11 protein-coding genes and 1 riboswitch are annotated in these 11,694 nt (G+C 64.9%); of the genes, 3 read left to right on the top strand and 8 right to left on the bottom strand.

Going from position 1 to position 11,694, the window contains the following annotated elements; genetic code table 11:
* Positions 1-122 precede the first annotated feature (122 nt).
* The 4 genes from A9995_RS08605 to A9995_RS08620 form a co-directional block, all read right to left on the bottom strand.
* On the bottom strand, positions 123-2,006 hold the full coding sequence (locus A9995_RS08605; RefSeq protein ID WP_067611528.1) for an ABC-F family ATP-binding cassette domain-containing protein: 1,884 nt from the start codon (positions 2,004-2,006) through the stop codon (positions 123-125).
* Between the two features lie 165 nt (positions 2,007-2,171).
* Positions 2,172-2,942 (bottom strand): helix-turn-helix domain-containing protein, encoded by a 771-nt coding sequence (locus A9995_RS08610; RefSeq protein ID WP_067611531.1) that lies wholly within the window; start codon positions 2,940-2,942, stop codon positions 2,172-2,174.
* Between the two features lie 61 nt (positions 2,943-3,003).
* Entirely contained in the window at positions 3,004-3,399 is a 396-nt protein-coding gene (locus A9995_RS08615; RefSeq protein WP_067611532.1) for a type II toxin-antitoxin system death-on-curing family toxin, read from the bottom strand.
* Positions 3,400-3,627, bottom strand: a complete 228-nt coding sequence (locus A9995_RS08620) for an AbrB/MazE/SpoVT family DNA-binding domain-containing protein (protein WP_067611535.1) — start codon at positions 3,625-3,627, stop codon at positions 3,400-3,402. It abuts the gene before it with no gap.
* A gap of 93 nt (positions 3,628-3,720) precedes the next feature.
* Here A9995_RS08620 and A9995_RS08625 point away from each other — a divergent pair, with 93 nt between their 5' ends.
* Positions 3,721-4,362 (top strand): DUF2726 domain-containing protein, encoded by a 642-nt coding sequence (locus A9995_RS08625; RefSeq protein ID WP_067611538.1) that lies wholly within the window; start codon positions 3,721-3,723, stop codon positions 4,360-4,362.
* A gap of 50 nt (positions 4,363-4,412) precedes the next feature.
* Here A9995_RS08625 and A9995_RS08630 read toward each other — a convergent pair whose 3' ends face one another.
* Entirely contained in the window at positions 4,413-5,462 is a 1,050-nt protein-coding gene (locus A9995_RS08630) for a DUF4062 domain-containing protein (protein WP_067611542.1), read from the bottom strand.
* Positions 5,463-5,762: 300 nt separating this feature from the next.
* Here A9995_RS08630 and A9995_RS08635 point away from each other — a divergent pair, with 300 nt between their 5' ends.
* Positions 5,763-6,215, top strand: a complete 453-nt coding sequence (locus A9995_RS08635; RefSeq protein WP_067611555.1) for a pyridoxamine 5'-phosphate oxidase family protein — start codon at positions 5,763-5,765, stop codon at positions 6,213-6,215.
* Positions 6,216-6,312: 97 nt separating this feature from the next.
* Here A9995_RS08635 and A9995_RS08640 read toward each other — a convergent pair whose 3' ends face one another.
* The 3 genes from A9995_RS08640 to thiC all read right to left on the bottom strand — a co-directional run bounded on the left by A9995_RS08640 (position 6,313) and on the right by thiC (position 8,918).
* Positions 6,313-6,516 carry a hypothetical protein gene (locus tag A9995_RS08640; protein ID WP_067611557.1) on the bottom strand — a complete coding sequence of 68 codons (204 nt, stop codon included), beginning with the start codon at positions 6,514-6,516 and terminating at the stop codon, positions 6,313-6,315.
* Between the two features lie 68 nt (positions 6,517-6,584).
* Positions 6,585-6,947, bottom strand: a complete 363-nt coding sequence (locus A9995_RS08645; protein ID WP_067611559.1) for a hypothetical protein — start codon at positions 6,945-6,947, stop codon at positions 6,585-6,587.
* A gap of 54 nt (positions 6,948-7,001) precedes the next feature.
* On the bottom strand, positions 7,002-8,918 hold the full coding sequence (thiC, locus tag A9995_RS08650) for a phosphomethylpyrimidine synthase ThiC (protein WP_067611560.1): 1,917 nt from the start codon (positions 8,916-8,918) through the stop codon (positions 7,002-7,004).
* Positions 8,919-8,964: 46 nt separating this feature from the next.
* A riboswitch (TPP riboswitch) is annotated at positions 8,965-9,072 on the bottom strand.
* Positions 9,073-9,266: 194 nt separating this feature from the next.
* Between thiC and A9995_RS08655 the strand changes: the two genes are divergently transcribed.
* On the top strand, positions 9,267-11,669 hold the full coding sequence (locus tag A9995_RS08655; protein WP_233998143.1) for a TonB-dependent hemoglobin/transferrin/lactoferrin family receptor: 2,403 nt from the start codon (positions 9,267-9,269) through the stop codon (positions 11,667-11,669).
* The last annotated feature ends 25 nt before the right edge of the window (positions 11,670-11,694 follow it).

Consider the following 11,694-nt stretch of genomic DNA (forward strand, 5'->3'; position numbering starts at 1 on the left):
GAGGGGCCCGGTCCGCGACGCAAGTAATAGGGACAGGGAACGCCGGTTTCAAGTCCGGGTTTTGGTCGGCCACCTGTTCGCGCCTCGTCAGGCCGCTTTCTGCGACCTCCGGCGCCTTGCCGTCAGGCTGCCTTTGCCCCCTCGATCGCCTCGGACGCCGCGATCCAGCGCGCCTCGGCGGTCGCGATCCCGGCGACGGTATCGGCGCGCAGTTTCATCAGCTCGGTCATGCTGCGATCGGCATCCTGTCTCGCGGCCGAGCCGGGATCGAACATCGCGCGGTCGAGCTCGGTCTTGCGCGCCTCGAGCTTCGCGATCTCGGCCTCCGCCGTCTTGACGGTCTTGCGCAGACCCTGCGTCTGCTCGCGCGCCTCTGCCGCAGCGCGGCGCGCATCCTTGCGGTTGCCCTGCGGCGCGGAGGCGGGCTTGCCGGCCTTCTTCGGATCGCGGCCGAGGATCATGTCGGTGTAATCCGCGAGGCTGCCGTCGAATTCGGTCGCGGTGCCGCCATCGACCAGCATCAGCCGGTCGGCGGTCAGTTCGAGCATGTGGCGGTCGTGGCTGACCACCACCACTGCGCCCTCATAGGCGCCCAGCGCCTGGACCAGCGCCTCGCGGGCATCGACATCGAGGTGGTTGGTCGGCTCGTCGAGGATCAGCATATGCGGCGCGTCGCGGGTAACCAGCGCCAGCGCCAGCCGCGCGCGCTCGCCGCCCGACATCTTGCCGACTTCGCGCATCGCCCGTTCGCCCGAGAAGCCGAACCGGCCCAGCTGCGCGCGCACGATCTTGGGGGGCGCATCGGGCATCAGCCGCGACATATGCTGCAGCGGGCTGTCGCTGCCATCGAGCTCCTCGACCTGGTACTGGGTGAAATAGCCGACCCGCAGCTTGCCGCCCGCGAGGATCTCGCCCGCCATCGGCTCGAGCTGGCCCGCGAGCAGCCGCGCCAGCGTGGTCTTGCCATTGCCATTGCGGCCCAGCAGCGCGATCCGGTCGTCGGGATCGATCCGCATGTCGAGCCCGCGCAGGATCGGCTCGCCCTCGGCATAGCCGACCGCGGCGCCTTCGAGCACCATCAGCGGCGGGCGCATCTCGTTGGGGCTGGGAAAATCGAACGACAGGCTGGGATCTTCCAGCGCCGCCGCGACCGGCTGCATCCGTGCCAGCGCCTTCATCCGGCTCTGCGCCTGGCGCGCGGTGTGCGCCTTGGCGCCCCAGCGATCGACGAAGCTCTGCAGCTTGGCGCGCTGCGCCAGCTGCTTCTCGCGCGTCGCTTCGGCCTGCGCCATCCGTTCGGAGCGCTGGCGCTCGAAGGCATCGTAGCCGCCCTGATAGAGCGTGGTCTGCCCGTGATCGAGATGCAGCACATGGTCGACGACATTGTTGAGCAGGTCGCGTTCGTGGCTGACCACCAGCATGGTGCCGCGATAGGCCTTGAGGAAGCTTTCGAGCCACAGCGTCGCCTCGAGATCGAGGTGGTTCGAGGGCTCGTCGAGCAGCAGCAGGTCGGGATCGGAAAACAGCAGCGCGGCCAGCGCCACGCGCATCCGCCAGCCGCCGGAGAAGCTGTCGAGCGGGCGCGCCTGCATCTCCTCGTCGAACCCCAGCCCGACCAGAATCTTCGCGGCGCGCGCGGGTGCGGCATGGGCATCGATCGCGTTGAGCCGTTCGTGAATATCCGCCAGCCGCCCGGCATCGGTCAGCCCCTCGGCCTCGGCCAGCAGCCGGGTGCGCTCGAGATCGGCGTCGAGCACGGTCTCGAACGGGCTCGCCGCCCCGCCCGGCGCTTCCTGCGCCAGATAGCCCAGCCGCGCCTTCTTCGGCATCTCGATCTCGCCATCGTCGGGGTCGATCTCGCCGGTCAGCACCCGCATCAGCGTGGACTTGCCCGCACCGTTGCGACCGACCAGTCCGACCCGCGCGCCGGTGGGCAGCGCGGCGCTGGCGCCATCGAGGATGGCATTGCCGCCGAGGCGGACCGTGATTCCATTCAGATTGAGCATCGCGGCCCGATAGCAATGCGCGGCGCGCTTGTCATGCGGGCGCTTGCGGCCATGCTGTGCAGCCCGATATTGGGGCCGGGAGTGCTACGGGATTACGCCGGGTTACAGCGGGTTACACGGGTGTCACCCTCGCCGCCTCGCCCAAAGCATTGAAATTACTGAACCTTATGTGCGCCAGGGTGACGAACCGGGGGTAAGGGGGTCCTCCTCGCGAGCTTCCCCGCCCTCCCCGGCATCCCCGGTCTCCTCGCCCTCCCCGGCCTCCCCGCCCTTCCCGGCATTCTCCAGAGCGAGCACCACGTCTTCGGTTTCCCAGCTCTCGAAGCGCTGCGGCCCCAGTTCGACGCGCCCCAGCAGGGTGGAGAAATCGTCGAGATCGTAGCAACTGCCCGGCATGTCGCACGCGACCATGCCAAGCGGCGGGGCGGGCATCTGCAGCAGTGCGAGCGTCAGCCGCTCGTCGAACTTGCGCGAGGTGCCGACCAGCTCGCCGCCCGCGTAATGCGGCATCTCGACGCCCGCGATCGCGCGTTCGAGCGCGGCGCGATAGAGGCTGTGCGGCGCGCTGGTATAGGCCGCATCCCAGGCCCGCGCGAACGGCTGGCCGCGTAGCCGCGTGCGCAACCGATAGGCCGACTGGCGCGACATCCCCGCGATGCGCGCGGCCTCGACGACGCTATGCGTGTCCGCCAGCGCGGTGAGGAACGCGACCTGCCGCGCCGTGGTCCAGCGCGGCTCGCGCGGCATCGCGGCAGCCGCGCGCCGACGCCTGACCGCAGGCAGCGCCGCCTGCGCCGCGGCGAGCACGCTGAGCGAGAGCCCGGCGGCGAGCGCTGCGGGGGTTGTGGGAGTGGAAGCGGGCGCGTTCGGGGCGGGCCGGTGCGCGCTGCTTCGGGGCGGAGTGCGGGGCGGGGTCTGCGGAGGTGTCTGCTTCATCCATCAGGATAAGCCACAGATGGGGGTCTGTAGGAAAATGGTTTTTGTGGGACCCCTGAGCCTACTCCGTGGCGAGGTGCTGCCGGAACCAGTCGGCCAGTTCGTCCTCCGCCAGTTCTCCCGCCGCTAGGGTCAACACGATGGCGATTGCCTCGCGCTCGGTGAAGTCGATCTCGATGCCGTTCTTGCGCAGGAACAGACGCGCAACGACCCAGGCCGTGCGCTTGTTGCCATCGGCGAACGGGTGATTTCGCGCGAGGCCGAAAGCATAGGCTGCGGCAAGCGCGCAAAGATCATCCTCGCCACAGGCCCACTGGTTGATCGGGCGCGCGAGGGCCGAGGCGAGCATCCCGGCATCGCGCACGCCGGAGGGTCCGCCATGCTCGGCCAGTTGCCGATCGTGCAGCGCCAGCGCGCTGCGCTCGCGCACCCAGCGCGGCTCCTGCCGCTCGCTCACCTACTTCGCCAGCGCGCGCAGGATGTTGCGATCCTTGCGCATGATCTCCTCGGCCAGCGCCATGTCTTCCGCAAAATCGGGATCGGCGGCCGTCAGCCGCATCCCATCGGGCGCCTCGGTCAGATGGATCATGTCCCCCGGCCCGACGCGCAGGCGCTCAAGCACCTCCTTGGGCAGGACGATCCCGGCGGAATTGCCGATGCGGGTGATCTTGAGCTGCTTGTTCATACGGGCGTTATAACATTGGAGCTCCGTTGCGGCAATCCTGCGCCCGCTCTCGCTTCACCAATTCTCAAACATCGCGGCGTAAATTCATCACCGATGGAGACCGTCAACTTTTTGCTCGACCGGCCGCTGGCGCTGTTTATCGTGCTGGCGCTGGGCGCAGCGATCGGGATTGCGCTGGAGCGCGTGCTGGCCAGCGCCGACCGCGAGCGGCGCAAGGCCTATTGGCGCGGGCGCAATGCGGCCAAGGGCGGCAAGCCGAATGGTCGGCAAGTGGGCGAGGCTGCGAAGGGCTCCCCCGCCGGTTCGGCGGATTTCGCCGCCGACCAGTTGAAGGCGGTCAGCCGGGCGACATTCACCGCGCGCAGCCTGCTCAACAAGTCGGAGGCCAAGGTGTTCGCCGCGCTCGATCAGGCAGTGATCGCGCGCAATCCCGGCTGGCAGGTGATGGCGCAGGTGAGCCTTGGCGAATTCCTCCAAAGCCGCGACGACGATGCTTTCCGCGCGATCAATTCCAAACGCGTCGATTTCGCGCTGATGGACGAGCACTGCCGCGTGGTTCACGCGCTCGAATATCAGGGCTCGGGCCACCACGCAGGGCCATCAGCCGCCGCGCGCGATGCAGTGAAGAAGGAAGCGCTGCGCAAGGCGGGGATCGGGTATCACGAGATTGTCGCGGGGCACACGACGGCGCGGGAGCTAAGGGCACTGGTGGAGAAGTTGGTTGTGGGGAATTAGATACACTGTCAACCGGGTCCACAAAACGTTCGCGGCCACCAACAATTTACTTAATTCTCGACGCCTTTTCGCATGGCGATCATCTTCATCGTCTGCGTTTCCCCGAAAGGAGTTAATTTCCAATAAACGTTCTTGTCGCTCACAGTCCTCTTCTTGTCTCCTTTTACAATTAAACCGAGTGCGATCAACTGAACCTTCATCTTTTGAAAGCTGTCTTCACTCGATTTTACGGTCTCAATAGTACGGCCTTGATATTCCGGTATCTCAAGTATTTCTGGCACGAGCGTCTCGCGACATGCATGGTCCACCGCCGCCTTTAGCGTGGCCTCCGGAACCTCTTCCAAGAGCTTAGGGCCAACCTTCTTGAACAATAATTCGAATGGTAGAGAAAAATTAAACGTCGTATAATCCGTTCTATACGACTGTCGTAAATTCTCCATTCCGGCAATTGCAGAAACAGGAAGCATATCCCCTATCTGGAGCAAGTTGTCCGTATTTTCTGGTTTCGAGGTCGCGCGAGTTTGCAAAAGACCTTCAAGCTCATCTATCTTTTTACGAAGTTGGACTATTTCTCTGTTTGCGTCATCAGAGGCAACCGCCGAGCCCCTTATCCAGCCGATAGCAGGCCGATCTTTGATGAGCCTTACAATTGATCGGCTTACCACAGATCCAAGGCTTTGCGGGCCGTCCCAGTACTTGACAACGCGCTGTTGGCATAGCTCCCGAAACGCTTCTAATCTCTCAGCACCATCTGCGTTAACCTCAGTCTTTTTTGCGGCTAATTCATCAGGCTTTTGATGAAGGAAAGCGACAATAGGTTTTCCAATTTCAAGGGCATAGCGATATTCCATCTCGGTGTAGCTTATACCGTCTGGACCGAGAGACCCGTACCTGCCGCCAATTATGACCATGTAATAGTCACAATCATCTATCACTCGCTTGATCAAAGACCATTGATCCTCGTCTGCAGCTTGAAACAGTTCCATCCCGGCTGGAATGCAATCAAGCTCCAAGAGTGCCTGCATCACTTCCTTTCGTTCTTCGACGAGATCTAAATAAGTCGAACTCACAAAAACCTGATAGCGCTTGTCGTCGCTCATTCCCTCAATCCCTTTATTCGCGCAATGGTGGTTGATGCGATTGCCGCCGAAAGTTGTTCGATTTCTGCTTTGCGGCGAAGGCACCCGAGCGTGACTATCTTCTATAAAAGATGCTCGGTAGCCAAGCTCACCGCCGGGCAAGTGAGGTCGCGATATTGCTCTACAGTGTTCGCATCAAGCTGCTAATTTACCCTGAGCTGAGGTAAGTCCATCCTAATTAGCTCTCGCGCATCACGCCGCCTCCCGGAACCCCCACCCCCGCCGCGCGCTTAGGCTCGACACTCGCCCAAGGAGCGCGCCATGACCGACAAGACCCAGCAGCAGCATCTGACTCACATCGCCGAGGCGATGAAGGACATCGATTTCGTCATGCTCAACACCCACACCAAGGATGGGCAGATCGGTGCGCGGCCGATGAGCAACAATCGCCAGGTCGATTACGACGGCGACAGCTATTATTTCACCTGGGAAGACTGCCTGATGGTGGACGATATCAAGCGCGACCCCAAGGTCGGGCTGTCGCTGCAGGGCCGCGGTTCCGCCGATGGCGCGCCGGGCATCTTCATCTCGGTCGAAGGCCGCGCCGAGATCGTGCGCGACAAGGCCGCCTTCGCCAAGCACTGGACCAAGGATCTCGACCGCTGGTTCGAGGATGGCACCGAGACCGAGGGCATGGTCATGCTCCACGTCAAGGCCACCCGCGCCGCCTATTGGGACGGCGAAGAGGAAGGCGATTTCGATATCGCGGGCTAGGTGCCGCCGGGGTCGGGAATGCCGGGCGCGAGGTGGGCGGGGTTCCGGCCCGGGCCCCTCGCCCGGCCCTCTCGCCCGGCCACCTCACCCGGCCCGCTCAGTCGACGTCGCGTCGCCCGTCGGGTTCCTTCGCGACGCCCTTGAAGGGTTCGCCGTCCTGTTTGACTTCCATGAATTGTCCGGCTTCGTCCGAACCCTCCGCGCGGTTGCGCTTGGTCCAGTTGCCGGTGACCGGGTTCTTGACCTGAGTGCGATCGTCGACTGAGCCGGTGCGGTGACCGTCATCGGTGTTGCGGGCCATGTGCCTCTCCTTCTCCCGATCAACGGGCGGGGATTCGCCGGGGTTCCCGACACTTGCGGCTTGTCCCCTCAGTCGCGAGCGGATTGCCCACCCGCATCACCGCCCGCATCGCCGCCCGCCAGCCGCCGGTGTTCGTCGACGCTGCGGCGCATTTCGCTGGCCTGCAGGTGCAGCGCCTTGCCGCTCAGCCGAATCTCGCGGCTTTGCTGGAAGAAGCCGAGCACCAGCCACAGGAAGGCCAGCGGGCTGGACACCCCGCCGAGGAAATCGCCCAGCTCGTTGAGCCGGAGATCGGCGGGGTTCTGGCCCTGCATGAACAGATAGAGCGTCACCCCCGCGACATAGAGCGCCGAGAGGACCAGCCCGACCAGCGGCAGGCGCCGCCGCTCGCGCCGGTCGTCCAGTATCGCTTTCGCATCGGTCTCGGCCATCGGCGCTCTCCTGTCCCAGCCAGACTGCCTGCCTGGCTAGCCTGTTTCGCCAGCCTATTTGGCGGGCGCGGCGTCGTCCACCTCGTCTTCGGGCAGGTACAGCCGGTCGCCCTTTTCCCGGTAGCGGCGCGACATCTCTTCCATCCCCTCCTCGGCATTGGCGCGCGCCTCGGGCGGGGTTTCGGACCGGATGTTCTCGGCGGCGAGATAGCTGTCCGTATTCTGCTTCGCGGCGAAATCGCGGACTTCCTGGCTGATCTTCATGCTGCAGAACTTGGGCCCGCACATCGAGCAGAAATGCGCGGTCTTGGCACCTTCGGCGGGAAGCGTCTGATCGTGATATTGCTCGGCGGTGTCGGGGTCGAGCGACAGGTTGAACTGGTCGCGCCAGCGGAACTCGAAGCGGGCTTTGCTCAAGGCATCGTCGCGGACCTGCGCCGCGGGATGACCCTTGGCGAGATCGGCGGCGTGCGCGGCCAGCTTGTAGGTGACCACGCCCACTTTCACATCGTCGCGGTCGGGCAGGCCGAGGTGTTCTTTCGGCGTGACGTAGCAGAGCATCGCGGTGCCATACCAGCCGATCTGCGCCGCGCCGATGCCGCTGGTGATGTGATCGTAGCCCGGCGCAATATCGGTGACGAGCGGGCCGAGGGTGTAGAACGGCGCTTCGCCGCAGGCCTCGAGCTGCTTGGTCATGTTCTCCTTGATCTTGTGCATCGGCACATGGCCGGGGCCTTCGATCATCACCTGGACATCCTGCGCCCAGGCGCGCTTGGTCAGCTCGCCCAGCGTGTAGAGCTCGGCGAATTGCGCCTCGTCATTGGCATCGTAGATCGAGCCGGGGCGCAGGCCGTCGCCCAGCGAATAGGCGATGTCGTAGGCCTTGCAGATCTCGGTGATCTCGTCGAACCGCTCGTAGAGGAAGCTCTCCTTGTGGTGCGAGAGGCACCATTTCGCCATGATCGACCCGCCGCGGCTGACGATCCCGGTCATCCGCTTGGCCGCCATCGGCACATAAGGGAGCCGCACCCCGGCGTGGATGGTGAAATAGTCCACCCCCTGCTCGGCCTGCTCGATCAGCGTGTCGCGGTAGATCTCCCACGTCAGGTCTTCGGCGACACCGCCGACCTTTTCCAGCGCCTGATAGATCGGCACGGTACCGATGGGCACGGGGCTGTTGCGGACGATCCATTCGCGGGTGTCGTGGATGTTGCGGCCGGTGGAGAGGTCCATGACCGTGTCGGCGCCCCAGCGGATCGACCAGACCATCTTGTCGACTTCGTTGGCCACGTCGGACGCGACGGCGGAATTGCCGATATTGGCGTTGATCTTGACGAGGAAATTGCGCCCGATCGCCATCGGCTCGCACTCGGGGTGGTTGATGTTGCTGGGGATGATGGCGCGGCCGCGCGCCACTTCGTCGCGGACGAATTCGGGGGTGACGTAATCGGGGATCTGGGCGCCCCAGTCCTCGCCGTCGCGGGTGTATTCCGCGAGGCGGGCGCGGCCCAGATTCTCGCGCTCGGCGACGTATTCCATTTCCGGCGTGATGATGCCCTGGCGCGCGTAATACATCTGGCTGATGTTGCCCCCGGCCTTGGCGCGCAAGGGGCGGCGCAGCGCGGCGGGGAACGGAGGGACGCCGCCCGAACGGTCGGGGCCGAGCTGGCCATTGTCCTCGGGGCGGACTTCGCGGGGGGCGTATTCCTCGACATCGCCGCGCGCCAGTTGCCAGTCGCGGCGCAGGGGCGCGAGGCCGGCCTGAATGTCGATGGTGGTGGCGGGATCGGTGTAGGGGCCAGAGGTGTCGTAGACCCGCACCGGCGCCTCGCCGCCCGCCAGATCGATCTCGCGCATGGCGACCCCGAGCTTACCGACATGGACCTTGCGGCTGCCGCGGATCGGGCCGGTGGTGACGGTGACGGGCTCGCCGGTGGGGCTGATTTCGTGCGGGGAATTCACATCGGCCATGGGGTCTATCTCCTCAGGCGGGAGAGAGTTTTCCGGCGGTACGCGAAGCGACAGACCGGGCCCTCCCTCCGCCCGTGTTAACGGGTTCAGGTTCAACGGGTCGGGCAGCATGACCTGCCCCTCTCAGCCAACACTGGCTCCCCGGGGATGACAAACTTCTAGGGCATCGCCCCTTCGCTGTCCATCGCTGCGGAGCCGTTCTGCCACCCCAACCGCCTTGTCGAAAACTGCAAACCGCCAAAATTGCGAACAATTCGCAAGAGGGAGCTTGACGCCCAATCTCATCATATTAGTAATGCGACTCATTCGCATTCTCAATTGCGCATTCCAGAACCATAAGGGGCAAGCATGATTTCCGACCGCACCGGCGCATCACAAGACAGCAAGACCATTCACCTGCGCGAGGATGCAGCAGGCGCAGCGTCGGGCGGGCGCCAGCGTCCGGTGGTGCAGGAACGCGCGAGCCACAAGACCCCGCTCGGCTGCAGCCGCTGGCCGGCTCAGCGCGGTCCGCTGCAGCGCATTGCCCGGCCGCTGTGCGCATCGCTGGCGCTCGCAATGGCCATGCAGGCGCATTCGCTGCGCGCTGCCGAGGAAGCGGAGACCGAAACCGATCCCAAGCGCTCCGAGATCGTCGTGACCGCTACGCGTACCCCGCTGGCCGAGGAAAAGGTGCCGGCGACCGTCACCGTGATCGACGCAGAGGAAATCGCCGAGCACTTCGTCACCGACATCAAGGATCTGGTGCGTTACGAACCGGGGGTTTCGGTGCGCCGCGCCCCGGCGCGCTTCGGCGCGGCGATGGGCACGACGGGCCGTGCCCGCAACGAGGAGTTCACCATTCGCGGGATCGGCGGCAACCGCGTGCTGATCCAGGTTGATGGCATCCGCTCCCCCCAGGGCTTCAGCTTCGGCGCGCAGGAAGCGGGTCGCGGCGGCTATGCCGATTTGTCGCTTATCAAATCGGTCGAAATCCTGCGCGGCCCCGCATCGGCGCTGTATGGCAGCGATGGCCTCGCTGGCGCGGTCAGCTTCACCACCAGCGATCCCGCCGATCTGATCAAGGCCGGCAATACCGTCGGCGGCTTTGCCACCGGCCAGTATTCGAGCGCCGACGAGGAATGGGCCGAGACCGCGGCGCTTGCCGCCCGCAGCGGCAATGTTTCGGCCATGCTCGCCTATTCGCGGCGCGATTTCGCAGAGCTCGACAATCAGGCGAGTGTCGGCGGGCTCGGCGAGACCCGCACCCTGCCCAACCCACAGGACGGTTCGTCGGATGCGCTACTGGGCAAGATCGTCTGGGAAACGGGTGGCCACCGCCTGCGCCTGACCGGCGAACATCTCGAAAGCACGCTCGACAGCACCATCCTGTCGGGTGAAGGCCCCGCCTTCCTGTTCGGCCCCAGCCCGAGCTGGATCGTCGACAGCCTGACCGCCCACGACACGACGCAGCGTTCGCGCCTCTCGCTCGACTGGACCTGGGAGGGCGAGGGCTTTCTCGATTACGCCCATGCCGCCGCTTACTGGCAGGATGGCCAGGACGTGCAGTTCACCGCCGAGGACCGCTCCCCTGTTGGGGCCACGCCGCGCCCCGATCGCGAGCGGCTCAACACCTTCGACAACGAAGTCTATGGCGCAACGCTGGAGACGCGCAGCAGCTTCGATCTGGGAGGTGCCAGCCATGTTCTCGCCCTTGGCGGCGACGTCAGCTGGACCCGGCAGGAGGGCCTGCGCGATGGCACCGAACCGCCCGCAGGCGAGGTCTATCCGACCCGCGCTTTCCCCGCGACCGATTTCACGCTGGGCGGGATCTATCTCGCCGACGAACTGAGCCTGTTCGATGGGGCGCTCGCCATCTTCCCGGCCCTGCGGTTCGACTTCTACGAACTCGATCCCACCGACGACCCGCTGCTGCCCGATTTCGCCGGATCGGGGCAGAGCGGCAGCCGCCTGTCGCCCAAGCTCGGGATCACCGCCCAGGTCGCGCCGCGCATCCTGCTGTTCGGCAATTATGCGCAGGGCTTCCGTGCACCCACACCCTACCAGGTGAACAATTTCTTCGAGAACCTGGCCTTCGGCTACACGTCGGCGCCCCATCCCGATCTCGGCCCCGAACGCAGCGAGAGCGTGGAGGCGGGTATCCGCTATCTCGGTGACAATCTTGAAGTGAGCCTCGCCGCCTTCCGTGCCGATTACGAGGATTTCATCGACCAGCAGGTAGTCGGCGGATCCTTCACTCCCAGCGATCCCGCGATCTACCAGTTCGTCAATCTGAATGCGGTCGAGGTCGAAGGGCTCGAGGCGAAGGCTTCGGTCGCGCTCGACAATGGCGCATTCGGCCGCTTCGCCATCGCCTATGCCGATGGCAAGATCATCGATCCTGCGGGCACGAAGACCCCGCTGGCTTCGGTCGACCCGCTCAATCTCGTGGCCGGAATCGGCTGGCGCGCGCCCGACCGCAATCTGGGGGCCGAGCTGATCCTCACCCACCACTCGCGCAAGGCTGAGGAGGATGCGCAAGGCGTGTGCACCACCGACTGCTTCCGCCCCGCCGCCTTCACCATTCTCGACGCGACCGCCTTCGTCCGGCTGCGCGAGGATGTGACGCTGCGCGCCGGCATCTTCAACATCACCGACGAGACCTACGCCTATTGGTCGGATGTGCGCGGGCTGAGCGCATCGTCCACCACGACCGATGCCTACACAAGGCCGGGCCGCAATTTCAGCGCCTCGATCGGGGTGCGTTTCTGAACGCCCACAGCATTCCACCGCGACC

Origin of the sequence: Erythrobacter sp. QSSC1-22B (assembly GCF_001678665.1) — a bacterium.
Classification (GTDB): Bacteria; Pseudomonadota; Alphaproteobacteria; order Sphingomonadales; family Sphingomonadaceae; genus Qipengyuania.

What these genes read in the sequence shown, in the direction of transcription:
- A9995_RS08605 (WP_067611528.1), bottom strand. Translation starts at nt 2,006, where the DNA reads ATGCTCAATCTGAATGGAATCACGGTCCGCCTCGGCGGCAATGCCATC.
- A9995_RS08610 (WP_067611531.1), bottom strand. Translation starts at nt 2,942, where the DNA reads ATGAAGCAGACACCTCCGCAGACCCCGCCCCGCACTCCGCCCCGAAGC.
- A9995_RS08620 (WP_067611535.1), bottom strand. Translation starts at nt 3,627, where the DNA reads ATGAACAAGCAGCTCAAGATCACCCGCATCGGCAATTCCGCCGGGATC.
- A9995_RS08625 (WP_067611538.1), top strand. Translation starts at nt 3,721, where the DNA reads ATGGAGACCGTCAACTTTTTGCTCGACCGGCCGCTGGCGCTGTTTATC.
- A9995_RS08630 (WP_067611542.1), bottom strand. Translation starts at nt 5,462, where the DNA reads ATGAGCGACGACAAGCGCTATCAGGTTTTTGTGAGTTCGACTTATTTA.
- A9995_RS08635 (WP_067611555.1), top strand. Translation starts at nt 5,763, where the DNA reads ATGACCGACAAGACCCAGCAGCAGCATCTGACTCACATCGCCGAGGCG.
- A9995_RS08640 (WP_067611557.1), bottom strand. Translation starts at nt 6,516, where the DNA reads ATGGCCCGCAACACCGATGACGGTCACCGCACCGGCTCAGTCGACGAT.
- A9995_RS08645 (WP_067611559.1), bottom strand. Translation starts at nt 6,947, where the DNA reads ATGGCCGAGACCGATGCGAAAGCGATACTGGACGACCGGCGCGAGCGG.
- thiC (WP_067611560.1), bottom strand. Translation starts at nt 8,918, where the DNA reads ATGGCCGATGTGAATTCCCCGCACGAAATCAGCCCCACCGGCGAGCCC.
- A9995_RS08655 (WP_233998143.1), top strand. Translation starts at nt 9,267, where the DNA reads ATGATTTCCGACCGCACCGGCGCATCACAAGACAGCAAGACCATTCAC.